Below are 26,039 nucleotides of genomic sequence, written 5' to 3'. Positions count from 1 at the left end.
ATTCACGCGGGCGTGGCGGGGAACGATGCAGGCATGAGCGAACCGCAGACCGTCACCCCACGCCACCTCCGCAACCTCCTCGCCGCGTCACCCGACTGCTTCCTCGGGCTCGTCGAGGGCGAGGTCAGGGTCGTGGACGGGGGTGACGACGAGGGAGCCCTCGAGATCGTCTCCGCCGCCGACCTGCGCGACCGGGTCGGCGACGACCCGGACGATTACGTGCTGGAGGACGAGGCGGAGTCGCTCACCGTCGCCACCCAGCAGCGCGGCGGGTAGGCGGGTCGGCGGACGTCCGACTGCAGGCCGACGAGTCGGACCGGCGGACCGACGCCGCGATCAGAGCTTCTCGAACACCATCGTCGCCTGGATGCGGTCGCCACCACCGAAACCACCGCTCGCGGCGGAGGCGGTGGTGATCGTGTGCAGGCGGTAGCCCTTCGCGGCCTGCGCGTTGATCGCGTTCTCGAGCTCGGCGAGGTTCCCCGACCTCGAGCTGAGCAGCTTCTCCTTGAGCGTCACCTGCAGGACCACGTAGTTCATCGTCGACACCTCTCGTCACGGGAGCGCGACGGTCGCGGTCCTCAGCGGATGTCTACCGCCGCCAGGGGTCCGAGCGTGGCCGAACGGACGAAGGTCCGGCGAATCCCGGGGTGCGCGTTTCGGCCCAGTCGATGGGACGGATGGCTGGCGGAGGCCCGGGGTCTACTTCTGGAACCTTCTCCCTCGCGGGACCCGTGGCAACCCTTACCGTCCAGTCGGCCAGCTGAGCGTGGGGCGACGTCCACCTCGCACCGTCGTCACCAGTATCCGGAGCCGGGGCCATGTGCCCCACCGTCGAGGACCTCAGGCCGGACGGACGTCCCACGTCGATGCCGACCCGCGCACGTGCTCGAAGACCAGGCTCGTCTCGGTCGACGTGAACTCCCGCGAGGCGCTGAGGTGGTCGATGACGAAGGCGCGCAGGGCGTCCGGCGACGGGAGCGCCACCTGGATGAGGAAGTCGTCGTCGCCGGAGAGGAAGAAGACGTTGAGCACGCCGGGGAGGGCGGCGAGCCGGGGCGCGACCGTCCCGATGTCGGCGCGGGCCGCCGGCTGCAGCCGCACGGCGATCATCGCCTGGATCGGCCGACCGACGGCGGCCGGGTCGAGGTCGGCGTGGAAGCCGCGGACCACCCCGCTCGACACCAGGCGGCGCAGACGCAGCGAGCACGTCGACGGCGCGATGCCGACCCGCTCGGCGAGCACGTTGTTCGGAACGCGGGCGTCGTCGGCGAGCACGTCGAGAAGACGACGGTCGATGTCGTCGAGCGTGATGGCTCGCGAGCCGGGCGCGCCCGTGCCCGAGCCGTTCGACGGACCGCCCGGGACACCAGCCATGGACGAACGATAGTCGGCATCGGCGCCCCATCTCGACGATCGTGCGGACTTTTCTCCGGCACGGGACAGGAATCCCCAGGATGGTCACCACCAGTCGATCGTCGAGGAGTGCCATGCGCGTCGGAGTGCCGAAGGAAGTCAAGAACCACGAGTACCGCGTGGCCCTCACGCCCGTGGGCGTCCACGAGCTCGTGGCCCACGGGCACGACGTGCACGTGCAGAAAGGCGCGGGTCTCGGCTCGTCCATCACCGACGAGGAGTACGAGCGGGCGGGCGCACGCCTCCTCGACCGTGCGGAGGACGTGTGGGGCGAGGCCGAGATGGTGCTCAAGGTCAAGGAGCCGGTCGCGTCGGAGTACCCGCTGCTGCGCGACGACCTGACCCTCTTCACCTACCTGCACCTCGCGGCCGACCGCCCCCTCACCGAGGCGCTCGTCGACGCCGGCACCACCGGCATCGCCTACGAGACCGTGCAGCTGCCGAGCGGCGGCCTCCCGCTGCTGTACCCGATGTCGGAGGTGGCCGGATGCCTCGCGCCGCAGGTCGGCGCGCACTCGCTGCTCAAGGCGCAGGGCGGACGCGGCGTGCTGCTCGGTGGCGTGGGCGGTGTCGCCAACGCCAAGGTGGTGATCATCGGCGCGGGCGTCTCCGGCCAGAACGCCGCCAACATCGCGCTCGGCATGGGCGCCGACGTCACCCTCCTCGACACCGACCTCGAGAAGCTGCGCATGTCGTTCTGGCGCTACAACAACCAGGTGCACGGGCTCGCGTCGTCGACCTACGTCCTGGAGGAGCAGGTCCGCCAGGCCGACCTGGTCATCGGCGCGGTGCTGGTCGCCGGCGCGGCCGCCCCGAAGCTGGTGAGCAACGACCTCGTCGCGCAGATGAAGCCGGGGTCGGTGCTCGTCGACATCGCCGTCGACCAGGGCGGCTGCTTCGAGGACACCCGACCGACCACGCACGACGACCCCACGTTCACGGTGCACGGCTCGACGTTCTACTGCGTGGCGAACATGCCCGGCGCCGTCCCGCACACGTCGACCTACGCGCTGACCAACGCGACGCTGCCGTACACGGTGGCGCTCGCCGACCGGGGCTGGCGCGAGGCCCTGCGCGCCGACGCGAGCCTGGCCAAGGGCCTCAACACCCACGCCGGCTCGGTCACCAACACCCCCGTGGCCGAGGCGCACGGACTCACCCCGGCGTCGCTCGAGGAGGCGCTGGCCTAGACCTCCCCCGTTGCGGAACGTCATCGCCCTTTCTGAGGACGAGAACGGGCGATGACGTTCCGAAACGAGGGAACTGCTCACGCGGGCTCGGGCTCGGCCTCCGGCTCGTCGAGCAGGTGCGACGCCTCCACGAAGTCGCGCGAGAGGGTCTTGTAGCCCTCGTGGTCGAACAGCACGGTCACGTGCTCGGCGTCGGCGTCGACGACGGCGCCCGGGCCGAAGGTCGGGTGCTCCAGGTGGGCGCCATGAGTGCCTGCGTCCGCGGACTCGACGACGCCCTCGAGGCAGCGGTCGCACACACCGCAGTCGTCGGCCTGCTGGCCGAAGTACCCGGCGACCCATGACCAGCGGCAGCGGCGGGTCTCGGCGTACTCGCGCACCATCTCCACCCGCGACTCCTCCAGCCGACGCCGTTCCTCCGCGCGCTCGACCAGCTGCTGCGCTGTCACGTCGTCCAGGCTCTCGTCCAGGTCGAGGAGGTTGAGCACGCGCGCCGCCGTGGCCCGACCGACCCCGGCGGACTCCGCGACCTCGCGCGGATCGGTGCCGACGTCGCGCGCCGCCCGCAGCACCTTCGAGACCGTGCCCCGCTTCGGCACCGCGGCCGCGAAGAAGCGTCCGAGGGCGCGGTCCTCCGGACGGTGCACGAGCGTGGCGACGGCGGGCTCCCCGTCGCGGCCCGCGCGTCCGGCCTCCTGCACGTAGGTGTCGACGGACGCCGGCGCACCGGCGTGCACGACCCAGCGGACGTCGGGCTTGTCGATGCCCATGCCGAACGCCGAGGTCGCCACGACCACCTCGACCTCGTCGGCGAAGAAGGCGTCCTGCACCTCCTGACGACGTCTGCGCGACAGGCCCGCGTGGTACGCCACGGCGTCGCGCCCCTCGGCGACCAGCAGGTCCGCCACCTCCTCCGCCGCTCGGCGCGTCCGGGTGTAGACGAGGGCCACGCCCTCGCCGACGCACTCCAGCACCTGGCGGCGCACCGCGTCGTCGTCGGACGCCTGACGCACCCGCAGCTCCAGCGTCGGCCGGACGATCGACGTCGAGACCAGGGTCGGGTCGTGCATGCCGAGCCGCTCGGAGATCGAGTCGAGCACCGGCGGCGCGGCCGTCGCGGTCAGCGCCAGGCGGACGGGCCGCCCCGACCTGTCACCGTCCGACCCGTCACGCCCCGACTCGTCGCCGCCGGAGGCGTCGAGCCGCGTGAGGAGCTCGCCCAGTCGCAGGTAGTCGGGCCGGAAGTCGTGCCCCCACTCCGACACGCAGTGCGCCTCGTCCACCACGACGAGGCCAGGCGGGCAGGCGGCGAGCGCGTCGGCCACCTCGTCGTTGGCGAGCTGCTCGGGCGAGAGGTAGAGGTAGTCGACGGAGCACGCGGCGACGTCGTCGAGCAGCGCCTGGCGCCTGCGACTGCGCACGGAGCCGTCGAGGCACTCGGCCCGGACGCCCTCGGCCTCCTCGGCGTGCGCCTGCTGGTCCGACTGCAGCGCCAGGAGCGGCGAGACGACGAGCGTCCAGCCGCCCGCGCACCGTCCGGCGACGAGGTAGACCAGCGACTTGCCCGACCCCGTCGGCGCGAGCACGACCGTGTCCCGCCCCGAGCACGCCGCGTCGATCGCCTCGGCCTGCCAGTCCTCGAGCCGTTCCACCCCGAACAGCCGAGCGATGTCGTCGTGGCTGCAGCGCGTCGTCCCCGTCATGGATCGACGGTAGGTCGGGTCGGGCGAGGCCGCCCCTCGACGTCGGGTGACGAACTCGCACGCGTGACGAGGGCCGTCGTGGGTACACGGCCGCGCGGCGGTCAGTCGGACGGAAAGGCCGAGCAGCGCTCGCACCGGCTCATCAGGTCGTGCTCGCACGTGAGCACGTGCGTGAGGAAGGCCTCGGCCGCGTCGAGCTCGGCTCTCTGGCGTCGCAGGTGCTCGAGGTGCTGCGCGATGACGTCGTCCCGGCCCTCCGCGTCGCGGTGCAGGACCAGCCGGATCTGCCACAGGCGCAGGCCGACGCGCTGGCACGACCGGACGATCTCGAGACGGTGCAGATGCTCGTCGGTGTAGACGCGGTGCCCGGCAGGCGTGCGGTCGGGCACGACAACGCCCTCGTCCTCCCAGTGCCGCAGGACGTGGGCTGCGACGCCGACCCGCTCGGCGGCTGCTCCGACTCTCACGGGACCATCGTGCCACCTTGACTTCAGGTCGACCTGAAGTCCTAGCGTGCGACGCATGTCCCCTCCCGGCCGTCTTCCTGCACCGCGGTACGTCGACCTCGACGGGGTCCGCGTCGCCACCTACGTCCTCGAGCCGTCGCGGACCGAGCCCGTCGGCGACGTCGTCCTGTGCCACGGCACGCCGTGGTCGGCGGCGGTGTGGGCGCCCGTCGCGCACGCGCTCGCGGCGACCCACCGCGTGCTGCTGTGGGACATGCCCGGCTACGGCGCCTCGATCCCCACCGGTCCCCCCGGACAGGACCCGGCGGTCGACCTCGAGGCGCAGCGACGCCGGCTCGTGACGCTCCTGCAGCACTGGGACCTGAGGGCCCCGCACGTCGTCGCGCACGACGTCGGGGGCGCCGTGGCCCTCGGAGCGCACCTGCTCGAGGGGTCGGCGTTCGCGTCGCTGTACCTGCTCGACGTCGTGACGCTCGACCCGTGGGGCTCGCCGTTCTTCCGGCTGGTCGCGGAGCACGAGGCAGTGTTCGCCGCCTTGCCCGCGCCGCTCCACGCAGCCCTCGTGCGGGAGTACGTGGCTGGCGCCATCCGGGGGTCGCTCGACGCCCACCAGGTCGACGAGCTCGTCGCCCCGTGGACCACCCCGCACGGCCAGCGCGCCTTCTACGCACAGGTCGCACGGCTGGGCCCCGCCCACACGCGGCCGGTCGTCGAGCGGCTCGGGCACACGCGCTGTCCGGTGCGCGTCGGCTGGGGTGAGCAGGACCCGTGGCTCCCGGTGGAGCAGGCGGACGAGCTCGCGGACCGGCTCGCGGGCCCCGTCGACGTGTTCACGCTCCCCGGGGCCGGGCACCTGGTGCCCCTCGAGGCACCGGACCTCCTCGTCGACGACCTCAGGCTCTGGCTCGCCCACGTCCGATGACGGCACTGGCGTCGGAGAACGTCGGGGACAAACCCGACGGCCCCGGCGGGCTCTCGCCCGACGGGGCCGTCGGTTCCAGCGTCTGGCGCTGTGGCAGGTAGAGGATTCGAACCTCTGAAGGCAATGCCGGCTGATTTACAGTCAGCTCCCTTTGGCCGCTCGGGCAACCTGCCAAGGGTGTCGACCACCGAGGTGGGCAACGACGAGAAACCATACCGCAGGCGGCTCGCCAGGGCCCAACCGGATCCGTCCGTCCGCAGGATTGACAATCTACAACCGTTTGGTTGTAGATTGTGGTCATGAACAGCGAGCAGGACGAGGACCGGGCCGACGCCCTGTTCCACGCCCTGGCCGACCGGACCCGACGCGACATCCTGCGGCGCGTCCTGGCCGGCGAGCACTCGGTGAGCACCCTCGCCGAGCGCTACCCGATGAGCTTCGCGGCCGTGCAGAAGCACGTCGCGGTGCTCGAGCGCGCCGGTCTCGTCACCAAGCGACGGGTCGGCCGCGAGGCGCTCGCGAGCGGCGACGTCGAGGCCGTCCGGTCGGTCGGCACCCTGCTCGACGAGCTCGAGCACGTGTGGCGCGGACGCGTCGCCCGCATCGACGACCTCCTGCTCAGCACGCCCGAGGACCCCCAGCACCACACCGAACCCCCTCCCGAGGAGACCTGACATGCCCGTCACCGACGTCCAGAAGGACCTGGACCAGCGCACCCTGACCATCACCGCCGAGTTCGCCGCACCCGTGGATCGCGTGTTCGCGATCTACGCCGACCCGCGCCAGCTCGAGCGGGTGTGGGGACCGCCCTCCTTCCCCGCCACGTTCGTCGACCACGACCTGCGCGAGGGCGGCCGGGTCACCTACTACATGACCGGCCCCGAGGGGCAGCGCTTCGGCGGCTGGTGGGAGGTCACGGCGGTCGACGCCCCGCACGGCTTCGACTTCCGCGACGGGTTCGCCGACGACGACCTCCAGCCCGTCGAGGGCATGCCGGTCTCGACCAACACCTTCCGCTTCGAGCCCATCGAGGGCGGCACGCGTGCCGTGTACACGTCGACCTACGCGACGCTCGAGGCGCTGCAGCAGGTCATCGACATGGGCGTCGAGGAGGGCAGCCGCTCGGCGATCGACCAGATCGACGTGCTGCTCGCCGCCTGAGCGACGACCGGGCGCGCGCGAGCGCCTAGGCTGAGGGGTGGGACCTGCGGGTCCCACCCCTTCGCCGTCCCGACACCCATCAGGAGAGAACCCGTGGCCGACTCCTCGTTCGACATCGTCAGCAAGCTCGATCGCCAGGAGGCCGACAACGCGCTCAACCAGGCGATGAAGGAGATCTCGACGCGCTACGACTTCAAGAACACCGGCGCGCTGCTGGAGTGGAAGGGCGAGGAGGGCATCGAGATCACGGCGAACGCCGACGAGCGGGCCCTCGCCGTCCTCGAGGTGTTCAAGGAGAAGCTGATCAAGCGCGGCATCAGCCTCAAGGCGCTCGAGACCGGCGACCCGCGCCAGAGCGGCAAGGACGTCAAGATCAACGGCAGCTTCAGCCAGGGCATCAGCACCGAGCAGGCCAAAAAGGTCTCCAAGCTGATCCGCGACGAGGGCCCGAAGGGCGTCAAGGTGCAGGTGCAGGGCGAGGAGCTGCGCGTCACCAGCAAGAAGCGCGACGACCTCCAGGAGGTCATCGCGCTCCTCAAGGGCGCCGACCTCGACTTCCCCCTGCAGTTCGTCAACTACCGCTGACACGCTGCGGCGAGGCCGTCAGGTCACGACGTCCCAGAGCCAGCCGACGCTGACCACCGCGCCGACGACGAGCAGCACCAGGAGGACCGCGGCGAGCAGGAAGCAGCCGAACGCCCCGAGGGCGCCGTCGTGAGACTCGAGCACCTCGCTGTCCGGCCACTCGTCCCGCAGCGGGTGCTCGGCGAGGTGAGCGTTGGCGTGCTCGAGGTGGCAGAACGTCAGCACCTGCTCGTGACGGAAGCAGCGCTCCCCCTCGGCGTCCAGGCGCTCGGACCGGCCCACCACGATCGTGATCGCCAGGTCGGCCGTGGGGTCGACCTCACGACCGCAGCGAGCGCACCCCACGGCGGCGATCGTCCCGGCGGTGTCGGCGTGCTCGTCCATGCGTCGACCCTAGGGACCCGACCGACGATCGACCCAGCGACTTTCCTGGTCTCGGCCCGACACGACGCCCCCGCCGGACTGGTCCGGCGGGGGCGCTCTGCTGCTCGGGGTGCGAGGCGTCAGCGGTCGACGCGCACGACCGACTTGTCCTCGGCGATCTCGACGGTGACGTCGTCGTCGTTGCCGAGGTCGACCTCGACCTCGTAGGCGTGGTCGCGGTCGTCGCTGTACTCCACGTCGGTGACCCGACCCTCGCCGACCTCGTCGAGCGCGATCTTCTCCAGCTCGCTGCGCAGGTCGGCGTCGTCGACCGGGCCGTCGAGCGGCGCGGCCGAGGCCGAGGTGTCGGCCGTGGCTGCCGGGGCCGACGTCGCGGCGGGACGGACGTCGTCGTCATCGTCGTCGTCCGAGCCGCAGGCGCTCACGCCGAGCGCGAGGACGAGGGCGGTGGCGGTCGCGGCGAGGGCGCGCAGGGTCGTCATGGAGAGCTCCTTCGTTCGGTGGATGACCCTCATCGAATCGGTGGACCGTGAGAACCGCATGACGAACGGATGAGAGCGTTCTCACGCAGCGGCCCGAGCGGGCGCCCTCCCTCGCGTCCACGGCCACACCAGCAGCGCCCAGACCGCGGCGACCACGACGATCTCGACCGCCACGTACCAGGGCCATGCCGGGAGCACGTCGAGCAGCGACGCCCGGTTCGGCTTGCCGTTGAGGTAGCCGTAGTTGGTGTCCATCAGCGCGTTGTAGGCCATGACCGACGCCGCCCAGACGAGCGTGACCACCACCGTGCGGCGGTACGTCGCCCACGTCGGCAGGACGCGCAGGCCGGCGACCAGGTACACCGCGGCCCACACGATCAGCACGTGCATGGCCCAGAACATGATGAAGCGCGGCTCGGGCCAGTTCGACGACAGGTCGGGGGTGGCCATGCCCTGCGTCGTCAGCGTGAGCCCCCACAGGTAGGTGACCGTCGACGTGAGGCGCGAGCGCGTCCAGAGCGCGTGGACCGCGAACATCCAGGCGAGGTCGCACAGCTGGAACGGCAGGGACGTCCGCGGGTTCCACTCGTCGGGCAGGAGCTGCAGCACCTGCAGCGGGACGGTGACGGCCACGATGCCGAGCGCGAGCGCCCGGCTCGTCGTCGCCTCCGCGGTCGTGCCGCGGACCCGACGACCGAGCAGGACCACGGGGACCAGACCGATCGCGAACAGCGCCAGGACGACCAGGTGGCTCGTGCCGTACGCCTGGAAGTCGCCTGAGGCCAGCAGCGTGGTGCCGTCGATGTCCACGCGCGCAGCGTAGCCCGGTCAGGTGGCGCGGCGGGCGATCGTGACCGCGAAGTCGGCGCCCTCGCCGAGCGGCCGCAGGTCCCACGTGGAGAAGCGTTGCTCCACCGCGAACCCGGCGGCCGCGAGGTGGTCGTCGAGGTCGGCGAGGCCGTAGTGCCGGTCGAGCCGGAAGCCGAGCACGAGCGCACCGTCGTCGGCCACGTGGCGGGCGAGGTTCGCGACAACGTCCTGCTCCGTGCCGGGCGCGAGGAAGACCATCACGTTGCCCGCCGCGACGACGACGTCGAACGTCGCGCCGAGGTCGACGTCGAGCAGGTCGGCGACCAGCCACGTCGGGCCCGGACGCGTCGCGCGGGCCTCCGCGACCAGCACCTCGTCGGCGTCGACACCGACGACGTCGTGGCCGCGGTGGTGCAGCGCGCCACCGAGGCGACCGGCCCCGCAGCCGGCGTCGAGGATGCGCGCGCCCCCGCCGGGCCGATCAGCCGCCCCCGGCCCGGCACCCCGCCGGGCCGATCAGCCGCCCCCGGCCCGGCACCCCCGCCGGGCCGCGGCGCCAGAGCGTCCACGAACCGCGCCTCCCCCTCCAGGTCGGCACCCTCGGCCTCGAGGTCGCGGAAGCGGTCGCGGTACCAGGTCGAGTGACCCTCGTCGGTGTCGGTGAACCAGCGCGGCGTCGGCATGCGTCCATGGTCGCGCAGGTTGATCCTCGCCGGGCGTGCGCGCTTACGTGGGGCCCCACCCAAACCCACTCCCCCCACCGCAAACACCCGCCCCAACCGCACGTTTACGTGGGGCCCCACGCAAACGCGCACCGGGGGCGGGCCTAGGCTGCGCTGGTGGCGGAGGTGGAGGAGCGGACCGGGAGCGGGTTGCCGTACGGGATCGGGGCGTACCTCTGCTGGGGGCTGTTCCCGCTCTACTGGCCGCTGCTGGAGCCGGCCGGGCCGCTCGAGGTGCTCGCGCACCGCATCGTCTGGTCGCTGGCGTTCGTGCTCGTGCTCATCGGCGTCACCCGACGCTGGGGCCGCTTCCGTGACATCGCCCGCGACCGCACGCTCATGCTGTTCCTCGCGCTCGCGTCGGTGACCATCGCCCTGAACTGGGGTGGATTCATCTGGGGCGTCACGAACGGGCACGTCATCGAGACGTCGCTCGGATACTTCATCAACCCGCTCGTCACCGTGCTGCTCGGCGTGCTCGTGCTCAAGGAGACGCTGCGGCCCGCGCAGTGGGTGGCCGTCGGCATCGGGTTCGTCGCCGTCGTCGTCCTCACCGTCGACTACGGACGACTGCCGTGGATCGCACTGCTCGTCGCCGGCTCGTTCGCCACCTACGGATTCCTCAAGAAGCGCGCGTCCCTCGGCGCGTTCGAGGGCCTCGGCATGGAGACGCTGATCCTCGCGCCGTTCGCGCTCGCCTTCCTCGTCGTCCTGCAGCTGCGCGGCGACCTCACGTTCGGGCACGCCGGGGCCGGCAACGCCGCCCTGCTGGCGGGCACGGGCGTCGTGACGGCCATCCCGCTGCTGATGTTCGCCGCCGCCGCCACCCGGCTCTCGCTCACGACGATCGGCCTGCTGCAGTACCTCGGCCCGTTCATCCAGTTCCTGCTCGGGCTCCTCGTGTTCCACGAGGCCATGAGCACGGCGCGCTGGATCGGGTTCGCGCTCGTGTGGGCGGCGCTCGTCATCTTCACCGTCGACGCGATCACGAGCCGACGTAGAGCACCGCGGCCGGTCGTCACCGCCTGAGCAGCACCCCGGCGACGCGACGCTCAGGCGACGCGGTCGGCCAGGCTGTCGCAGAGCGCCTCGAGGGCGCGGCGGGCCGGCACGTCGGGCAGGTCGGCCAGCAGGGCGCGCGCCGCGTCGGCCTCGGCCTGCACGTACGCCCGCGCCTGCGCCATCGCCGGGTGCACCCGCAGCGCGGCCAGCACCTCCGCGACGACCGTCTCGTCCTCGATCGGGCCCGACAGCCGCTCGCGCAGCTGCGCGTCGGCCGGGTCGTCGCCGCGCAGCGCGAGCAGCGTCGGCAGCGTCGGCACGCCCTCGCGCAGGTCGGTGCCCGGCGTCTTGCCCGAGTCGTCGCTGTCGCTCGCGATGTCGAGCACGTCGTCGCTCAGCTGGAACGCGACCCCGATCCGCTCGCCGAACTCGGTGAGCGCCGCCTCCACGTCGTCGCCCGCACGCGACGCCCGCGCGCCGAAGCGCGCCGACGTGGCGATCAGCGACCCGGTCTTGTCGGCCACCACGTCGAGGTAGTGCTGCAGCGCGTCCTCGCCCTCGGCCGGACCCACGGTCTCGCGGATCTGCCCCCGGACGAGACGCGAGAAGGTCTCGGCCTGGATGCGCACGGCCTCGGTGCCGAGGGTCGAGACCAGCTCCGACGCCTGCGCGAACAGGTAGTCACCCACGAGGATCGCCAGCGAGTTGCCCCAGCGGTCGTTCGCGCTCGGAGCGCCCCGGCGCAGCGGAGCCTCGTCCATCACGTCGTCGTGGTACAGCGTGGCCAGGTGGGTCAGCTCGACGACGAGCGCCGACGGGACGACGTCAGGGTGGTCGGCGTCGCCCAGCTGCGCCGCCAGCACGACGAGGAGCGGGCGGAAGCGCTTGCCCCCGGCGTTCACGAGATGGGCGGCGGCCTCCGCGATGAACGCGTCGGGACTGTCGACGGCCGCGGCGAGCCGTGCCTCGACGGCCTCCACGCCACGGCGCACGCGCTCCTCGAGCTCCGGCTCGTCGAACGAGAATCCCAGCGACACGTCCCGGCTCCTGGTCACAGTCGGCTCAGCGCACGAAGGTTCCCGCGTGCTGAGCGAGGTCGAGCACCGGACCTGGGAGGATGCCCAGGACCAGCGTGCCCGCAGCGGCTGCTGCGATGACCACCGTAGTCAAGACGCTGGGAAGCGCCACGGTCGGGCCGTCGCCGACGGGGTCGGTGAAGAACATCAGCACGATCACCCGCACGTAGAAGTAGGCCGCCACGGCACTCGTCAGGACGCCCGCGACCACCAGGGCGCCGTAGCCGCCCGACCATGCCGCGCTGAACACGCTCCACTTGCCGATGAAGCCGCCGGTGAGCGGGATCCCCGCGAACGACAGCATGAACAGCGCGAAGGACCCGGCCAGGAACGGCGACTCCTTGCCCAGTCCCGCCCAGCGCGACAGGTGCGTGGTCTCGCCTCCCGCGTCACGCACGACCGTCACCACCGCGAACGCGCCGATCGAGGAGACACCGTAGACGCCCAGGTAGAACAGCAGGCCGGAGACCGACGTGATGCGCTCGGAGTCGGCCACGTAGGCGCCGGCCAGACCGACCAGGAGGAACCCGGCGTGCGCGACGGAGGAGTAGGCCAGCATGCGCTTGACGTCCGTCTGCGCGATCGCGACCAGCGAGCCCACCACCATCGTCAGCAGCGCCACGACCCACAGCAGCGGCCGCCAGTCCCACGACGCCCCGCCGAACGCGACGAACAGCACGCGCATGAACGCGACGAACGCCGCCGCCTTGGTGCCCGCGGCCATGAAGGCCGTCACCGGCGTCGGCGCACCCTGGTAGACGTCGGGCGTCCACTGGTGGAAGGGCACCGCGCCGACCTTGAACAGCATGCCGACGCTGATCAGGCCGATCGCCGCGAGGAGCAGGTGCTCCCCGCCGGTGCGGCTGGTCACCGCCGTGTCGACGTCGGCCAGGCGGAAGCTGCCCGCGTAGCCGTAGGCGAGCGCCACGCCGTAGAGGAAGAACACGGACGAGAACGCGCCGAGCAGGAAGTACTTGAGCGACGCCTCCTGGCTGATGAGCCGCCGACGCCGGGCCAGCCCGCACAGCAGGTACAGCGGCAGGCTCATGACCTCCAGGCCGACGAACATCGTGACGAGGTCGTTCGCCGACGCGAACAGCATCATGCCCGCGAGCGCGAACAGCAGCAGGGGGAAGGTCTCGGTGTGCTCGAGGCGCAGGCGGGTCGCCTCCGCCTCGCCGCCCGACCCCGGCGGGTCGACCGCGCGACCCGTGAAGGCGCTGAGCCCGCCGTCGAGCCGCCGCTCGGCGAAGAGCGCGAGGCTGAGCAGCGCGAACACCAGCAGCAGCCCCCACGTGAGCACGCCGGGTCCGTCGACCGTCACCGCGCCCTCGGCCACGGGGGTGCCGCGGCCGACGACGTCGCCGTCGACGCGGTCGAGCGACACGTACACGCGGACGGTGTCGAGGAGTGCGGCGAGCAGGCCCAGGCCGGCCAGCACCGCCTGCGCGGTGAACCGGGTGCGCCGCGGCCAGAACGTCTCCACGAGCACGGCGACCATGGCGACCCCCGCGACGACGAGCAGCGGGGACAGCAGCGACCACTCGATCGTGGGCGCGGGGATGTCGGGCCGGTCGGCCAGCAGCAGCGTCGCCATCAGTGACCACCCTCCGTCGCGGGGAGCTCGCTCATCGGCGCGTAGGAGCCGGAGAAGGAGATGCCGTCGAGGTCGGCCGGGGTGCGGGGCGGCGGGTCACCGACCCCCACGTGGCTCACCACCTCGTCGACGGCGGGGTTCACGAGGTCGAGCAGCGGCTGCGGGAAGAAGCCGAGCCCGACGATGAGCACGACCGCGGGGGCCAGCGCCGCCACCTCGCGGTGGTCGAGGTCGCGCAGGTGCTCGACCTCGGGCTGCAGCGGACCGGTCATGGTCCGCTGGTACATGATGAGGATGTACAGCGCCGCGAGCACGATGCCGAGCGTGGCGAGCACCGCCGCCGGCACCGAGCGCGTGAACGTGCCCGCGAGCACCATGAACTCGCTCACGAACGGCGCGAGTCCCGGCAGCGACAGGCTCGACAGGCCGGCCAGCAGGAGGATGCCGGACAGCACCGGCGCGACCTTCTGCACGCCGCCGAAGTCGCTGATGCTGGCGGAGCCACGACGGGCGACCATCATGCCGGTCACGAGGAACAGCGCCGCGGTCGAGAGCCCGTGGTTGAACATGTAGAGCGTCGACCCGGCCGTCGCCGTGTGGGTGAAGGTGAAGATGCCGAGGATGATGAAGCCGAAGTGCGACACCGACGTGAACGCCACCAGCCGGCGGACGTCGTCCTGGCCGATCGCGAGCAGCGCGCCGTAGAGGATGCTGACCACCGCGAGCGTGATGACCACGGGGCTGGCCCACTCCGACGCCCCCGGGAACAGCTCGAGGCACCACCGCAGCATGCCGAACGTGCCGACCTTGTCGATGATGCTGACCATCAGCACCGACGTCGCCGGCGTGGCGGTGCCGGCAGCGTCGGGCAGCCACGTGTGGAACGGGAACAGCGGGGCCTTGATCGCGAACGCCGCCATGAACCCGAGGAACAGCAGCCGCTCCGTGGTCGTGCCGACGTCGAGCCCCGAGAGGTCCGACAGCAGGTAGGTCGGGTCGCCGGCGCGGGCGGTGACGACGTACAGGCCGACGATCGAGGCGAGCATGAGCAGGCCACCGACCAGGTTGTAGATGAGGAACTTCACGGCGGCGTAGGTGCGACCCGCGCCGCCGTAGGAACCGATGAGGAAGTAGATCGGGATCAGCGTCGCCTCGAACAGCACGTAGAACAGGAAGGCGTCGGTCGCGCAGAAGACACCGATCGCGAGCGCCTCCAGGACGAGCATCCAGGCGAGGTAGGAGTTGACGCTGCGGGCCGCGGGCAGGCGGTCCGCCCACGCGGCGAGGAGGACGATCGGCACGAGCACCGTCGTGAGGAGCACGAGCGTGAGGCCGATGCCGTTGACCCCGAGCGCGTAGTGCACGCCGAGCGGACCGATCCACTCGTGCTGCTCGGTCAGCTGGTAGCCGCCGGCCCCGACGTCGAACCGCGACGTGACGTACAGCGCGAGCGCGAGCGCCACGAGCGACGTCGCCAGCGCGACGACCTTGACCGCCCGGGCGGCGGCGGCCGTGCGCGGCATCAGCGTGACGACCAGCGCACCGACGAGCGGGGTGGCGGCGAGGACGGACAGGATCATGCGAGCGTCACCGCCAGGAGTGCGAGCACCACGACGAGCGAGCCGACGAGGATGCTGAGGGCGTAGCTGCGGACGTAGCCCGTCTGGGGCGTGCGCAGGAACTGGGACGTGTCGCCGAGCCGGTCGGCGAGTCCACGGACGAGGCCGTCGACGAGCCGTGCGTCGAGGAAGACCAGCACCCGCGTGAGGTGTCGCACGGGCCGCACCACGAGCGTGTCGTTGACCGCGTTGCCGTAGAGCTCGTGTCGGCCGGCGCGGGTGAGCACCGAGACGTCGGCGTCGGCGGGCGCGGTCGGGGCGATCGGCGAGCGCGTGTACGTGGACCAGGCGAGCGCGACGCCCACCGCGACCACCGCCGTGACGATGATCGACATGCCCCAGGCGGGCACCGCGAGCTCGTGGTGCTCGGTGTGCCCGACCACCGGCTCGAGCCAGTGCTCGATCCACCCGCCCAGCACGAGCACGCCGCCCAGGACCGACAGCGCGGCCAGCACCACCAGCGGCACCGTCATCACGCGCGGCGACTCGTGAGGGTGCACGTCGTCGAGCCAGCGCTTCGGCGACGTGAAGGTCATGACCATGAGCCGCGTCATGTAGAACGCCGTCACCCCGGCGCCGAGCAGGGCGGCCAGGCCGATCCAGAACGACTCCCCGAAGGCCGCCTCGATGATCTTGTCCTTGGAGAAGAAGCCCGAGAAGCCGGGGAAGCCGATGATCGCGAGGTAGCCGAGCCCGAAGGTCGCGAACGTGACAGGCATCGCCCGACGGAGCGCGCCGTAGTGCCGCATGTCGACGTCGTCGCTCATCCCATGCATGACCGAGCCGGCACCGAGGAACATGTTGGCCTTGAAGAAGCCGTGCGTGATGAGGTGGAAGATCGCGAACGCGTAGCCCGCAGGTCCCAGCCCGGCCGCCAGCATCATGTAGCCGATCTGGCTCATCGTGGAGCCGGCGAGCGCCTTCTTGATGTCGTCCTTCGTGCAGCCGATCCATGCACCGGCGAGCAGCGTGACCAGGCCGACCACCACCACCGCCGTCTGCGCGACCGGCGCCGCGTCGAAGATGCCGTTGCTGCGGACCACCAGGTAGACGCCGGCGGTGACCATGGTGGCCGCGTGGATGAGCGCCGACACCGGCGTCGGACCCTCCATCGCGTCCAGGAGCCAGGCCTGCAGCGGCACCTGGGCGGACTTGCCGCACGCGCCCAGCAGCAGGAGCAGCCCCAGCGCCGTCGCGACCGACTCGCTCGCCTGCCCCGCGACCGTCGCGTTCACCACCTGGATCGACGACGTCCCGAGCTGCGCGAACATCAGCATGATCGCCAGCGCCATGCCGACGTCGCCCACGCGGTTGAGCACGAACGCCTTCTTGGCCGCCGCGGCCGCCGACGGCTTGTGCTGCCAGAACCCGATGAGCAGGTACGACGCCAGCCCCACGCCCTCCCAGCCGAGGAACAGCACCAGGTAGTCGTCGGCCAGCACGAGCGTGAGCATGGCCGCGACGAAGAGGTTCAGGTACGCGAAGAAGCGACGACGGCGCACGTCGTGCGCCATGTAGCCGATCGAGTAGACGTGGATGAGCGTGCCCACCCCGGTGACCAGCAGCACGAACAACGCCGACAACGGGTCGAACCGGTACGCCATGTCGACGTGGAACGGCCCCGACGAGATCCAGGTGAACAACGTGCCGGCCACCGACCGGTCGCCCTCGGGACGACCGAGCAGCTGCACGAACGCCACCAGGCCGATGCCGAACGACACCGCCGACGCGACCGTGCCCACCAGATGACCGACCCGGTCACCCTCCTTGCCCCACACGAGCAGGCCGAGACCGCTCACGAGCGGCACCACCACGACCAGCCAGACGAGATCGAGCACGCCCGCCCCCTAGAGCTTCAGCAGGCTCGCGTCGTCGACCGAGGTCGTGCGACGCGTGCTGTAGATGGACACGATGATCGCCAGCCCCACCACGACCTCGGCGGCCGCGACGACCATGACGAAGAACGCCGCGATCTGGCCGTCGAGCGTGCCGTGCTGGCGCGAGAACGTCACGAGCGCGAGGTTCGTCGCGTTCAGCATCAGCTCGACGCACATGAACACGACGATCGCGTTGCGGCGCACCAGCACGCCGACGGCACCGATGGTGAAGAGGATCATCGACAGGGTCAGGTACTCGTTCACTCGTCCCCCTCCCGGCCCACGGCCCCGGACCCCCGCCGAGGCCCACCGTCCCGGCCCACGGCCCCAGCCCCGGCGTCCTCGTCGTCCTCGCGACGGAGCTGGCGCGAGACCACGTGGATATCGTCGTCGAACCCGTCGCGCAGCTGCCCGCGCGCCACGATGCTCGGCGACACCGAGTCCGTCGCCGGGCTGCCGTCGGGCAGCGGGGCGGGGGTGTCGACCGCGTTGTGCCGCGCGAACACGCCAGGCGTCGGCGGGTTGCCGGGGTGGCGGCCCGTCGTCGCGTACTCGGCCATGCGGTCGCGCGCGATGTCGGCCTGGCTGCGCCGCGGCGTCAGCGCCTCGCGGTGCGCCAGCACCATGGCCCCGAGCACCGCCGTCACCAGCAGGGCCGCGGTGAGCTGCATGGCCACCACGTACGGGCCGAACATCAGCGCGGCCAGCCCGTAGACGTTGCCGTCCTCGTTCGCCGAGCGCAGACCCGTCACCGGCCCCAGCGTCGTCTGCCCGACCGCCGTCACCAGCACGAACCCGAAGCCCAGACCGGCCACCGTGGCCGCCAGCCGCTGGCCGCGGATCGTCTCGGTCAACGACTCCCGCGACTCGACGCCCACCAGCATGAGCACGAACAGGAACAGCATCATGATCGCGCCGGTGTAGACGATGATCTGCACCGCGAACAGGAACGGGGCACCCTGCGCCGCGTACAGCACCGCCAGCCCCACCATCACGACGGCCACGCTGAGCGCGGCGTGCACGGCCTTGCGGGCGAACAGCAGCCCCAGGGCCGCCACCACCACGACGGGCGCGACGATCCAGAACGCGGTCACTCGGTCGCCTCCCCGTGCGTGACCTCGACGACCGGCAGCGTCTTGCCCGCGTAGTAGTCGTGGTGGTCGTCGCTGATCAGCATCGCGTGCGGCGGCTCGACCATGCCGGGCAGCAGCGGCGCCAGCAGGTCGGACTTCTCGTAGATGAGGTCGGCGCGGTTGTCGTCGGCCAGCTCGTACTCGTTGGTCATCGTCAGGGCGCGCGTCGGGCACGCCTCGATGCACAGCCCGCAGAGGATGCAGCGCAGGTAGTTGATCTGGTAGACGCGGCCGTACCGCTCCCCCGGGCTGAAGCGCTCCCCTCCCCCGTCGGTGCCGTCGGAGGTGCCGTTCGAGGCGCCCTCGACGTAGATCGCGTCGGCCGGGCACGCCCAGGCGCACAGCTCGCAGCCCACGCACTTCTCGAGCCCGTCGGGCCAGCGGTTCAGCTGGTGCCGGCCGTGGAACCGGGGCGCCGTGGGCCGCTTCTCGAACGGGTACTGCTCCGTCACGGGCTTGCGAAACATCGTGCGGAACGTGACGCCGAAGCCGGCGATCGGGTCCCACAGCGTCTCCTTCAGGCTGCCTCCGCCGTTGGTGTCGCTCATCGTCGGACGCCCTCCTTCTGGTTCCAGGTCTGCTCGGGCATGGGCGGCGTGGGGTAGGAGCCGCCACCGTGGTCGGTCGGCGCAGGCGCGTCGACCTCCGCCGTCTGCTCGGGGTCGGACGGCTTCCGCTCGGGCAGGAGCAGGCTCACCAGCAGCACCGCGGCGGCCACCCCGGCCGCGACGAACAGCGTGCGCTGGTCGAAGGTGCCGTCGGTCATGCCCTTGCGGACGACGATGACGGCGACGATCCAGACCAGCGAGATCGGGATGAGCACCTTCCAGCCGAAGGCCATGAACTGGTCGTAGCGCATCCGGGGCAGGGTGCCGCGCAGCCAGATGAACAGGAAGATGAAGCCCAGCGTCTTGCCGAGGAACCACAGCACCGGCCAGTAGCCCTCGTTCGCACCCGGCCACAGCGTGCCGATGCCGAACGGGGCGCGCCAGCCGCCGAGGAACAGCGTCGTCGCGATCGCCGAGACCGTGACCATGTTGATGTACTCGGCCAGGAAGAACAGCGCGAACTTCAGCGACGAGTACTCGGTGTGGAAGCCGCCGACCAGCTCGCCCTCGGCCTCCGGCAGGTCGAACGGGGCCCGGTTCGTCTCCCCGACCATGGCGATGACGTAGATGATGAACGACGGCAGCAGCGGCAGGAAGTACCAGACGTCCTCCTGGGCGGCGACGATCTCGCTCGTCGACATCGTGCCCGCGTAGAGGAAGACGGTGACGAAGCTCAGGCCCATCGCCACCTCGTAGGAGATGACCTGGGCGCTCGAGCGCAGCCCGCCGAGGAGGGAGTAGGTGGAGCCCGACGACCAGCCGGCGAGCACGATCCCGTAGACGCCGATCGAGGTGACCGCCAGGACGTACAGCACGGCGACCGGCATGTCGGTGAGCTGCAGCGGCGTGACGGTGTCGGTGAACGGGATCCGCACCTCCGGACCGAACGGGATGACCGCCCAGGCCAGGAACGCGGGGATGGTGGCGATGATCGGCGCCAGCACGTAGACGACCTTGTCGGCCGCCTTGACGACGATGTCCTCCTTGAGCGCCAGCTTCACGCCGTCGGCCAGCGACTGCAGGAGCCCGAAGCGTCCGTGCACGTTGGGGCCGACGCGGTGCTGCATGCGCGCCACCACGCGGCGCTCGAACCAGATGTTGAACAGCGTGTAGACCACGAGGATCACGAAGACCAGCAGCGCCTTCAGCGCCACCACCCAGAACGCCTCGTTGCCGAATGCCTCGCTCATGCCTGCTCACCTCCTGGCAGCAGGCGGACGGTGGAGCCGTGGTCGGCGCCCAGCGTGCCGCGCAGGTGGACACCGTTGTTGCCCGGTGCCCACACGACGCCGTCGGGCAGGTCGGCCACCTCGGTGGGGAACGACGCGCTGCCGAGGTCGGTGGCGATCGTGGCGACGTCGCCCACCTCGACGCCGGCAGCGGCGAGGGTGGCGGCGGAGGCCTTCAGCACCGCACGACGGGCGGTGGCGCGGTAGCGGTCCTGGCCGTCCTGGAGCCGTCCGTCGTCGACGAGCTGGCGCCAGGTGGCGAGCACGACCGCGCCGCCGGGCCGCGGCTCCTCGAGGGCTGGCTGCTCGCGGGCGGGCACGTCGGGGGCGGGCAGCGGCTCGCCGTCCCAGGGGCCGAGGTCGCGCATGCTCCGCATCGCGCCCGCCGTGGTGCGAAAGCCCAGCGGCGCACCGAGCTCCTCGGCGACGCCTGCGAGCACGCGGACGTCGGTGAGCGAGCCGGGCACCTCCAACACGGTGCCGAACGGGCGCAGGCGACCCTCCCAGGTGACGAACGTGCCCGACTTCTCGACCGGCGGCGCCACCGGGAGGACGACGTCGGCGACACGGGTCACGTCGCTCTCACGCACCTCGAGGCTCACGACGAAGTCGGCGGCGGCCAGGGCCTCGCGCGCCAGGGCGGCGTCGGGGAGGTCGTCGAGCTCCACGCCGCCGACCACCAGGGCACGCAGCTGCCCCTCGGCCACGGCCCGGAGCATCGCCGTGGTGTCGCGCCCGGTCTGCGCGGGCACGGAGCGCACGCCCCACGCCGCGGCGAGGTCGGCGCGTGCCTCGGCGTCGGCGACGGGCCGGCCGCCGGGCAGCAGGGTCGGCAGGCAGCCGGTCTCCACGGCGCCGCGGTCGCCGGCGCGGCGCGGCACCCACGCGAGACGGGCGCCGGTGCGCTCGGCCAGCCGGACCGCGGCGCTGAACGCACCGGGCGACGACGCGAGCCGCTCTCCCAGCAGCACAACGGCGCGGGGGTCGAGACCCACGCCGGCCGAGCCGTCGCCGTCCTGGATCGCGTCGAGGGCCGAGGCCTCCTCGCCAGGTCGGGCGGCCAGCAGCTCGCCACCGCACTTGGCGAGGCCGCGCGTGGTGTGCGAGCCGACCGCCACGACGCGCACGCCGTGCCGCGACGCCTTGCGCAGCCTCAGGAACAGCGTGCCGGCCTCGTCCTCGGGCTCGAGTCCGACGAGCAGCACGGTCGACGCCGACTCGAGGTCGCGCGTGGCGACGTCCTGGCGGGTGGCCACGCGAGCGGCGAGGAACGCCGACTCCTCCGCCGAGTGCGGACGTGCGCGGAAGTCGATGTCGTTGGTGCCCAGCGCCACCCGGGCGAACACGCTGTAGGCGTAGGCGTCCTCGGCGGTCAGGCGTCCGCCGGGCAGCACGCCGACCTTGCCTGCGGCCTCGCGCAGCCCTGCTGCGGCTGCGGCGAGGGCCCCGGGCCACGACGTCGGCACGAGCTCGCCGGTGCCGGGGTCGCGCACCAGCGGCGTGCGCAGCCGGTCGTCCTGACGGCTCCACGTGAACGCGAAGCGGTCCTTGTCGGTGACCCACTCCTCGTTGACCTCGGGGTCGTCGCCGGCGAGGCGCCGCATGACGGCACCCCGGCGGTGGTCGACGCGGATCGCGGCACCGCACGCGTCGTGCTCGGCCACGCTCGGCGTCGAGACGAGGTCGAAGGGCCGCGAGCGGAACCGGTAGTCGGCGCTGGTGAGCGCGCCCACGGGGCAGATCTGGATGGTGTTGCCCGAGAAGTAGGAGTGGAACGGCTGCTCGCCACCCCCCTCACCGTCAGCACCGGCACGGTCGCCGAACGCCTCGGCGTCGACGGACGGCCCGATCCCGACCTGCTGGCGCGCGCCACGCTCGACGAGCGCGATGAACGGGTCGCCCGCGATCTGCTCGGAGAACCGCGTGCAGCGTGCGCACAGCACGCAGCGCTCGCGGTCGAGCAGCACCTGCTCGGAGACGGCCAACGGCTTCGGGAACGTCCGCTTGGTCTCCGCGAAGCGGCTCTCGCCCCGCCCGTGACTCATCGCCTGGTTCTGCAGCGGGCACTCCCCGCCCTTGTCGCACACCGGGCAGTCGAGCGGGTGGTTGACGAGGAGGAGCTCCATGGTGCCGTGCTGCGCCTTCTCGGCCACCGGCGACGTCACCTGCGTCCGCACGACCATGCCGGGCGCCACCTCGAGCGTGCAGGAGGCCTGGGGCTTGGGGAACCCGCGCCCGTTGCCCGCGTCGGGCACCTCGACGAGGCACTGCCGGCAGGCGCCGACCGGCTCGAGCAAGGGGTGGTCGCAGAATCGCGGGATCTCGGTGCCCACCAGCTCGGCGGCGCGGATGACGAGCGTGCCCTTCGGCACGCTCACCTCGACGTCGTCGATGGTCAGGGTGACGAGGTCGACCGGGGTCTGGGTCTCGCGGGACGCCTCGACGGTCATGCGCTCACCTCCGCGGCGAAGAGCGTGGACGCGGCGGGCGGGAACAGCTCCGCCGACGAGGTGTGCATCCCCGCCTCGAACTCGTCGCGGAAGTGCCGGACGGCCGAGGTGATCGGACTGGTCGCGCCGTCGCCGAGGGCGCAGAAGGACCGGCCGAGGATGTTGTCGCAGAGGTCGAGCAGCAGCTCGACGTCGCCCGCACGACCCTGGCCCGCGTCGAGACGCTGCAGCACCTGGACCAGCCACCAGGTGCCCTCACGGCACGGCGTGCACTTGCCGCACGACTCGTGCTTGTAGAACTCCGTCCAGCGCAGCACGCACCGCACCACCGACGTCGTCTGGTCGAAGACCTGCAGCGCCTTGGTGCCGAGCATCGAGCCGGCTGCGCCGACGCCCTCGTAGTCGAGGGGGACGTCGAGGTGCTCGGCCGTGAGGATCGGCGTGGACGAGCCGCCCGGGGTCCAGAACTTCAGCTCGGCACCGTCGCGCAGGCCACCGCCGAGGTCGAGCAGCTCGCGCAGCGTGGTGCCGAGCGGCGCCTCGTACTGGCCGGGCCGCTTCACGTGGCCCGACAGCGAGTACAGCGTGAACCCCTTGGACTTCTCGGTGCCCATCGAGCCGAACCACTCGACGCCGCCGCGGACGATGGCCGGCACCGACGCGATCGACTCGACGTTGTTGATGACCGTCGGGCTGGCGTAGAGACCCTCGACCGCGGGGAACGGCGGCCGCAGCCGCGGCTGGCCGCGCCGACCCTCGAGCGAGTCGAGCAACGCCGTCTCCTCGCCGCAGATGTAGGCGCCGGCACCGGCGTGGATGACCAGGTCGACGCGCCGGCCGGAGCCCATCACGTCGGCCCCGAGGTAGCCGGCCTCGTAGGCCTCGCGGCACGCGGCACGCAGGCGTCGCACGACGTGCAACACCTCGCCGCGCACGTAGACGAACGCCTGCTCCGCGCGAATGGCGAGGCTGGCGATGACGACGCCCTCGATCAGCTCGTGCGGGTTGGCCATCATGAGCGGGATGTCCTTGCAGGTGCCCGGCTCGGACTCGTCGGCGTTGACCACCAGGTACTTGGGGTTCGGGTTCTCCTGGGGGATGAAGCTCCACTTCATGCCCGTAGGGAATCCGGCGCCGCCGCGCCCGCGCAGCCCGGCGTCCTTGACGAGCGTGACGATCTCGTCGGGCGCCATGTCGAGGGCGGTGCGCAGCGCGCTGTAGCCGTCGCGCGCCTCGTAGGCCTCGCGTGTCCACGAGCGCTCGTCGGCCCAGCCCCGGCTCAGCACCGGTGTCAGTGTGTCAGCCATCCGCGGAACCTCCGCCCTTCACGTCGGCGGCCGACTCCTCGGCCACCGTCTCGTCCTCGGCCCGACGCGTGTCGGCCTCCGCTTCGGCTGTGTCCTTTTCCGCCCACGGCCCGGAACCCCCGCCGGGCTCCTTCTCCGCCCGCGGCCCGGAACCCCCGCCGGGGCCGTGGTCCTGCGTCCCGGTGTCGGCCACCGGGGGGATCGGGGGTGCCGACCAGCCGCGCTCCTGGGCGATCCGCAGACCGGCCAGGGACGCGTCGCCCGCCGACGGGCCCTCGTCGGCGCGGCCGTCCTCGAACCCGGCCAGCACGCGCTCGGCGTCGCGCCAGCTGGTGATCGTGGCGCCGCGGGAGGCCTGCACCGGCTCGCCCGCACGCAACCGGTCGACGAGGTCGACGGCCGACTCCGGCGTCTGGCGGTCGAGAAACTCCCAGTTGACCGTGAGCACCGGCGCGTAGTCGCAGGCGGCGTTGCACTCGATCCGCTCGAGGGTGACCTGGCCGTCGGCGGTCGTCTCGTCGTTCCCGACGTCGAGGTGGTCGCTCAACCGCTCGAAGATCGCGTCGCCGCCCATCACCGCGCACAGCGTGTTGGTGCAGACGCCGACGTGGTGCGTGCCCATCGTGCGCCGCTTGTACATCGTGTAGAAGGTGGCGACGCCCGACACCTCCGCCGTGGTCAGGCCGAGGAGCTCAGCGCAGGTCTCGACGCCCTCGCTGGTGACGCTGCCCTGCACCGACTGGACGAGGTGCAGCATCGGCAGCAGCGCCGACCGCGCCTGCGGGTAGCGGCCCATCAGCTCGCGCAGCTCCGCGGTCGTGGCCTCGTCGAGCGGAGGCGTGACGCCCTGGCTCATCGGTCCACCCCGCCCATGACCGGGTCGATGCTGGCGATGGCGACGATGACGTCGGACAACATGCCGCCCTCGCTCATGATCGACGTGCCCTGCAGGTTGACGAAGCTGGGGTCGCGGAAGTGCACCCGGTAGGGACGGGTGCCGCCGTCGGAGACGGCGTGGCAGCCGATCTCGCCGCGCGGGGCCTCGATCGCGGCGTAGGCCTGGCCGGGCGGGACCCGGAAGCCTTCGGTGACCAGCTTGAAGTGGTGGATGAGCGCCTCCATCGACTCGCCCATGATGTGGCGGATGTGCTCGGCGGAGTTGCCCTGCCCGTCGCTGCCGACGCTGAGCCGGGCCGGCCACGCGATCTTCGGGTCGTCGACCATGACGGGCGCACCGGCGGTGTCCTCGAGCCGGTCGATCGCCTGCTCGACGATGCGCAGCGACTGCCGCATCTCCTCCAGCCGCACGCGGAAGCGGCCGTAGGCGTCGGGCTCGTCCCAGGTGACGACGTCGAAGTCGTAGGTGTCGTAGCCCCAGTACGGCTGCGTGCGTCGCAGGTCCCAGTCGTAGCCGGTGGCGCGAAGCACGGGCCCGGTGAGGCCGAGGGCGAGGCAGCCGTCGAGCTCGAGGTGCCCGACGCCCTTGAGCCGGCCCTTGAAGATCGGGTTCGCGTTGCACAGCGCGGCGTACTCCGGCAGCCGCTTGCGCAGCAGGGCGACCGTGCCGCGCAGCTGCTCGACGACGCCGTCGGGCAGGTCCTGCGCGACGCCGCCCGGCCGGAGGTAGGCGTGGTTCATGCGCAGCCCCGAGATCGCCTCGAAGAGGTCGAGGATGAGCTCGCGGTCGCGGAAGCCGCAGGTCATGACGGTGAGGGCGCCGAGCTCCATGCCGCCGGTCGCGATGCAGACGAGGTGCGAGCTGATCCGGTTGAGCTCGAGCATGAGCACGCGGATGGTCCGGGCCCGCTCGGGCACGTCGTCCTCGACGCCGAGCAGCCGCTCGACGGCGGCGACGTAGGCGGCCTCGTTGCTGAACGGGGCCACGTAGTCCATGCGGGTGCAGAACGTCACGCCCTGCGTCCAGGTGCGGTACTCCATGTTCTTCTCGATGCCGGTGTGCAGGTAGCCGATCCCGGGTCGGGCGTCCTTCACCGTCTCGCCGTCGATCTCGAGGATGAGTCGCAGCACGCCGTGCGTCGACGGGTGCTGGGGCCCCATGTTGACGACGATCCGGTCGCCGTCGACGGCGGCCGCGTCGACGGTGTCCCAGTCCTGCCCGGTGACGGTGAAGACGGGCCCGGACGTGGTCTCGCTCGTGCCGGCGTAGGCGTCGTGGGTGGTGTCGGTCATCGCGTCCTCCCGAGCGCTGAGCCGTTGCCGAGTGGTCTCGGTACGGCCAGCCGAGCTCCTCCGTCGCCGACTGGCCTGCTCGACCAGCAGTCGTGCCGCTGGTCGAGTA

General features: G+C 71.8%; 27 protein-coding genes and 1 tRNA gene. 7 read left to right on the top strand and 21 right to left on the bottom strand.

Annotation, left to right across the window (positions count from 1 at the left end):
- The first annotated feature begins 33 nt into the window (after positions 1-33).
- A complete protein-coding gene (locus Aeryth_RS03410; protein WP_067854660.1) occupies positions 34-276 on the top strand; it encodes a hypothetical protein in 243 nt (80 codons plus the stop codon).
- Positions 277-336: 60 nt separating this feature from the next.
- Here the strand turns inward: Aeryth_RS03410 and Aeryth_RS03405 are convergent, their stop codons facing one another.
- Together Aeryth_RS03405 and Aeryth_RS03400 are read right to left on the bottom strand one after the other, a co-directional pair.
- Entirely contained in the window at positions 337-540 is a 204-nt protein-coding gene (locus tag Aeryth_RS03405) for a DUF4177 domain-containing protein (RefSeq protein WP_067861297.1), read from the bottom strand.
- A gap of 303 nt (positions 541-843) precedes the next feature.
- Positions 844-1,377 carry an Lrp/AsnC family transcriptional regulator gene (locus tag Aeryth_RS03400; protein ID WP_067854658.1) on the bottom strand — a complete coding sequence of 178 codons (534 nt, stop codon included), beginning with the start codon at positions 1,375-1,377 and terminating at the stop codon, positions 844-846.
- A gap of 113 nt (positions 1,378-1,490) precedes the next feature.
- Between Aeryth_RS03400 and ald the strand changes: the two genes are divergently transcribed.
- The gene (ald, locus tag Aeryth_RS03395; protein WP_067854656.1) at positions 1,491-2,606 is read left to right on the top strand and encodes an alanine dehydrogenase; all 1,116 of its coding nucleotides are present in this window, start codon (positions 1,491-1,493) and stop codon (positions 2,604-2,606) included.
- 77 nt (positions 2,607-2,683) lie between these two features.
- On the opposite strand, the gene Aeryth_RS03390 is transcribed toward ald, so the two are convergent.
- Both Aeryth_RS03390 and Aeryth_RS03385 read right to left on the bottom strand, forming a co-directional pair.
- Positions 2,684-4,309 carry a RecQ family ATP-dependent DNA helicase gene (locus tag Aeryth_RS03390; protein ID WP_067854653.1) on the bottom strand — a complete coding sequence of 542 codons (1,626 nt, stop codon included), beginning with the start codon at positions 4,307-4,309 and terminating at the stop codon, positions 2,684-2,686.
- 101 nt (positions 4,310-4,410) lie between these two features.
- Positions 4,411-4,776 (bottom strand): MerR family transcriptional regulator, encoded by a 366-nt coding sequence (locus Aeryth_RS03385; RefSeq protein ID WP_067854650.1) that lies wholly within the window; start codon positions 4,774-4,776, stop codon positions 4,411-4,413.
- Positions 4,777-4,831: 55 nt separating this feature from the next.
- Between Aeryth_RS03385 and Aeryth_RS03380 the strand changes: the two genes are divergently transcribed.
- Positions 4,832-5,698, top strand: coding sequence for an alpha/beta fold hydrolase (locus Aeryth_RS03380; RefSeq protein ID WP_067854647.1), 867 nt, complete (start codon positions 4,832-4,834; stop codon positions 5,696-5,698).
- 91 nt (positions 5,699-5,789) lie between these two features.
- Here the strand turns inward: Aeryth_RS03380 and Aeryth_RS03375 are convergent.
- Positions 5,790-5,871 (bottom strand) — tRNA-Tyr (locus Aeryth_RS03375).
- Positions 5,872-5,997: 126 nt separating this feature from the next.
- Between Aeryth_RS03375 and Aeryth_RS03370 the strand changes: the two genes are divergently transcribed.
- The 3 genes from Aeryth_RS03370 to Aeryth_RS03360 all read left to right on the top strand — a co-directional run bounded on the left by Aeryth_RS03370 (position 5,998) and on the right by Aeryth_RS03360 (position 7,444).
- The gene (locus Aeryth_RS03370) at positions 5,998-6,372 is read left to right on the top strand and encodes an ArsR/SmtB family transcription factor (RefSeq protein WP_067861295.1); all 375 of its coding nucleotides are present in this window, start codon (positions 5,998-6,000) and stop codon (positions 6,370-6,372) included.
- Between the two features lies 1 nt (position 6,373).
- Positions 6,374-6,859 carry an SRPBCC family protein gene (locus Aeryth_RS03365; RefSeq protein ID WP_067854644.1) on the top strand — a complete coding sequence of 162 codons (486 nt, stop codon included), beginning with the start codon at positions 6,374-6,376 and terminating at the stop codon, positions 6,857-6,859.
- A 93-nt stretch (positions 6,860-6,952) separates the two neighbouring features.
- Entirely contained in the window at positions 6,953-7,444 is a 492-nt protein-coding gene (locus tag Aeryth_RS03360) for a YajQ family cyclic di-GMP-binding protein (protein ID WP_067854641.1), read from the top strand.
- An 18-nt stretch (positions 7,445-7,462) separates the two neighbouring features.
- On the opposite strand, the gene Aeryth_RS03355 is transcribed toward Aeryth_RS03360, so the two are convergent.
- The 4 genes from Aeryth_RS03355 to Aeryth_RS18250 form a co-directional block, all read right to left on the bottom strand.
- Positions 7,463-7,828 (bottom strand): hypothetical protein, encoded by a 366-nt coding sequence (locus Aeryth_RS03355; protein ID WP_067854638.1) that lies wholly within the window; start codon positions 7,826-7,828, stop codon positions 7,463-7,465.
- Positions 7,829-7,947: 119 nt separating this feature from the next.
- Positions 7,948-8,310 (bottom strand): hypothetical protein, encoded by a 363-nt coding sequence (locus Aeryth_RS03350; protein WP_067854635.1) that lies wholly within the window; start codon positions 8,308-8,310, stop codon positions 7,948-7,950.
- Positions 8,311-8,391: 81 nt separating this feature from the next.
- Positions 8,392-9,120: a YwaF family protein gene (locus Aeryth_RS03345; RefSeq protein WP_083516224.1), complete on the bottom strand. Its 729-nt coding sequence runs from the start codon at positions 9,118-9,120 to the stop codon at positions 8,392-8,394.
- An 18-nt stretch (positions 9,121-9,138) separates the two neighbouring features.
- Positions 9,139-9,537 carry a class I SAM-dependent methyltransferase gene (locus tag Aeryth_RS18250; RefSeq protein ID WP_236749862.1) on the bottom strand — a complete coding sequence of 133 codons (399 nt, stop codon included), beginning with the start codon at positions 9,535-9,537 and terminating at the stop codon, positions 9,139-9,141.
- Positions 9,538-9,959: 422 nt separating this feature from the next.
- Here Aeryth_RS18250 and rarD point away from each other — a divergent pair, with 422 nt between their 5' ends.
- Positions 9,960-10,871 (top strand): EamA family transporter RarD, encoded by a 912-nt coding sequence (gene rarD / locus Aeryth_RS03335; protein ID WP_236749808.1) that lies wholly within the window; start codon positions 9,960-9,962, stop codon positions 10,869-10,871.
- A 23-nt stretch (positions 10,872-10,894) separates the two neighbouring features.
- Here rarD and Aeryth_RS03330 read toward each other — a convergent pair whose 3' ends face one another.
- From Aeryth_RS03330 to Aeryth_RS03275, 12 genes are read right to left on the bottom strand one after another with little or no spacing between them, the layout of a single operon-like run.
- On the bottom strand, positions 10,895-11,881 hold the full coding sequence (locus Aeryth_RS03330; RefSeq protein WP_202967703.1) for a polyprenyl synthetase family protein: 987 nt from the start codon (positions 11,879-11,881) through the stop codon (positions 10,895-10,897).
- Positions 11,882-11,906: 25 nt separating this feature from the next.
- Entirely contained in the window at positions 11,907-13,517 is a 1,611-nt protein-coding gene (gene nuoN / locus Aeryth_RS03325) for an NADH-quinone oxidoreductase subunit NuoN (RefSeq protein WP_067854629.1), read from the bottom strand.
- Entirely contained in the window at positions 13,517-15,097 is a 1,581-nt protein-coding gene (locus tag Aeryth_RS03320; protein ID WP_083516222.1) for an NADH-quinone oxidoreductase subunit M, read from the bottom strand. Before Aeryth_RS03320 ends, nuoN begins: the two co-directional genes overlap by 1 nt.
- Complete coding sequence (gene nuoL / locus Aeryth_RS03315) at positions 15,094-16,974, bottom strand: NADH-quinone oxidoreductase subunit L (protein WP_067854626.1); 1,881 nt, start codon at positions 16,972-16,974, stop codon at positions 15,094-15,096. Before nuoL ends, Aeryth_RS03320 begins: the two co-directional genes overlap by 4 nt.
- Before the next feature lie 9 nt (positions 16,975-16,983).
- On the bottom strand, positions 16,984-17,277 hold the full coding sequence (nuoK, locus tag Aeryth_RS03310) for an NADH-quinone oxidoreductase subunit NuoK (RefSeq protein WP_083516221.1): 294 nt from the start codon (positions 17,275-17,277) through the stop codon (positions 16,984-16,986).
- Positions 17,274-18,107, bottom strand: coding sequence for an NADH-quinone oxidoreductase subunit J (locus Aeryth_RS03305; protein WP_067854623.1), 834 nt, complete (start codon positions 18,105-18,107; stop codon positions 17,274-17,276). Before Aeryth_RS03305 ends, nuoK begins: the two co-directional genes overlap by 4 nt.
- Positions 18,104-18,694, bottom strand: coding sequence for an NADH-quinone oxidoreductase subunit NuoI (nuoI, locus tag Aeryth_RS03300; RefSeq protein ID WP_067854620.1), 591 nt, complete (start codon positions 18,692-18,694; stop codon positions 18,104-18,106). Before nuoI ends, Aeryth_RS03305 begins: the two co-directional genes overlap by 4 nt.
- Positions 18,691-19,944, bottom strand: a complete 1,254-nt coding sequence (nuoH, locus tag Aeryth_RS03295; protein WP_067854617.1) for an NADH-quinone oxidoreductase subunit NuoH — start codon at positions 19,942-19,944, stop codon at positions 18,691-18,693. Before nuoH ends, nuoI begins: the two co-directional genes overlap by 4 nt.
- The gene (locus Aeryth_RS03290; RefSeq protein ID WP_067854614.1) at positions 19,941-22,433 is read right to left on the bottom strand and encodes an NADH-quinone oxidoreductase subunit G; all 2,493 of its coding nucleotides are present in this window, start codon (positions 22,431-22,433) and stop codon (positions 19,941-19,943) included. The genes nuoH and Aeryth_RS03290 overlap by 4 nt, the downstream gene beginning before the upstream one ends.
- A complete protein-coding gene (gene nuoF, locus Aeryth_RS03285; protein ID WP_067854611.1) occupies positions 22,430-23,740 on the bottom strand; it encodes an NADH-quinone oxidoreductase subunit NuoF in 1,311 nt (436 codons plus the stop codon). Before nuoF ends, Aeryth_RS03290 begins: the two co-directional genes overlap by 4 nt.
- A complete protein-coding gene (gene nuoE, locus Aeryth_RS03280) occupies positions 23,733-24,596 on the bottom strand; it encodes an NADH-quinone oxidoreductase subunit NuoE (RefSeq protein WP_067854609.1) in 864 nt (287 codons plus the stop codon). The genes nuoF and nuoE overlap by 8 nt, the downstream gene beginning before the upstream one ends.
- Positions 24,593-25,930, bottom strand: coding sequence for an NADH-quinone oxidoreductase subunit D (locus tag Aeryth_RS03275; RefSeq protein WP_067854606.1), 1,338 nt, complete (start codon positions 25,928-25,930; stop codon positions 24,593-24,595). Before Aeryth_RS03275 ends, nuoE begins: the two co-directional genes overlap by 4 nt.
- Positions 25,931-26,039: the final 109 nt, after the last annotated feature.

Source organism: Aeromicrobium erythreum, from assembly GCF_001509405.1.
GTDB classification, from domain to species: domain Bacteria; phylum Actinomycetota; class Actinomycetes; order Propionibacteriales; family Nocardioidaceae; genus Aeromicrobium; species Aeromicrobium erythreum.
The sequence above is the reverse complement of the archived record's forward strand: the minus strand, read 5'-3'. Positions and strand labels throughout refer to the sequence as shown.

Bases quoted from the DNA above. Each gene is read 5' to 3' on its own strand.
- Aeryth_RS03410 (WP_067854660.1), top strand. From the start codon at position 34: ATGAGCGAACCGCAGACCGTCACCCCACGCCACCTCCGCAACCTCCTC.
- Aeryth_RS03405 (WP_067861297.1), bottom strand. From the start codon at position 540: ATGAACTACGTGGTCCTGCAGGTGACGCTCAAGGAGAAGCTGCTCAGC.
- Aeryth_RS03400 (WP_067854658.1), bottom strand. From the start codon at position 1,377: ATGGCTGGTGTCCCGGGCGGTCCGTCGAACGGCTCGGGCACGGGCGCG.
- ald (WP_067854656.1), top strand. From the start codon at position 1,491: ATGCGCGTCGGAGTGCCGAAGGAAGTCAAGAACCACGAGTACCGCGTG.
- Aeryth_RS03390 (WP_067854653.1), bottom strand. From the start codon at position 4,309: ATGACGGGGACGACGCGCTGCAGCCACGACGACATCGCTCGGCTGTTC.
- Aeryth_RS03380 (WP_067854647.1), top strand. From the start codon at position 4,832: ATGTCCCCTCCCGGCCGTCTTCCTGCACCGCGGTACGTCGACCTCGAC.
- Aeryth_RS03370 (WP_067861295.1), top strand. From the start codon at position 5,998: ATGAACAGCGAGCAGGACGAGGACCGGGCCGACGCCCTGTTCCACGCC.
- Aeryth_RS03365 (WP_067854644.1), top strand. From the start codon at position 6,374: ATGCCCGTCACCGACGTCCAGAAGGACCTGGACCAGCGCACCCTGACC.
- Aeryth_RS03355 (WP_067854638.1), bottom strand. From the start codon at position 7,828: ATGGACGAGCACGCCGACACCGCCGGGACGATCGCCGCCGTGGGGTGC.
- Aeryth_RS03350 (WP_067854635.1), bottom strand. From the start codon at position 8,310: ATGACGACCCTGCGCGCCCTCGCCGCGACCGCCACCGCCCTCGTCCTC.
- nuoN (WP_067854629.1), bottom strand. From the start codon at position 13,517: ATGGCGACGCTGCTGCTGGCCGACCGGCCCGACATCCCCGCGCCCACG.
- Aeryth_RS03320 (WP_083516222.1), bottom strand. From the start codon at position 15,097: ATGATCCTGTCCGTCCTCGCCGCCACCCCGCTCGTCGGTGCGCTGGTC.
- nuoI (WP_067854620.1), bottom strand. From the start codon at position 18,694: ATGAGCGACACCAACGGCGGAGGCAGCCTGAAGGAGACGCTGTGGGAC.
- nuoH (WP_067854617.1), bottom strand. From the start codon at position 19,944: ATGAGCGAGGCATTCGGCAACGAGGCGTTCTGGGTGGTGGCGCTGAAG.
- Aeryth_RS03290 (WP_067854614.1), bottom strand. From the start codon at position 22,433: ATGACCGTCGAGGCGTCCCGCGAGACCCAGACCCCGGTCGACCTCGTC.
- nuoF (WP_067854611.1), bottom strand. From the start codon at position 23,740: ATGGCTGACACACTGACACCGGTGCTGAGCCGGGGCTGGGCCGACGAG.
- nuoE (WP_067854609.1), bottom strand. From the start codon at position 24,596: ATGAGCCAGGGCGTCACGCCTCCGCTCGACGAGGCCACGACCGCGGAG.
- Aeryth_RS03275 (WP_067854606.1), bottom strand. From the start codon at position 25,930: ATGACCGACACCACCCACGACGCCTACGCCGGCACGAGCGAGACCACG.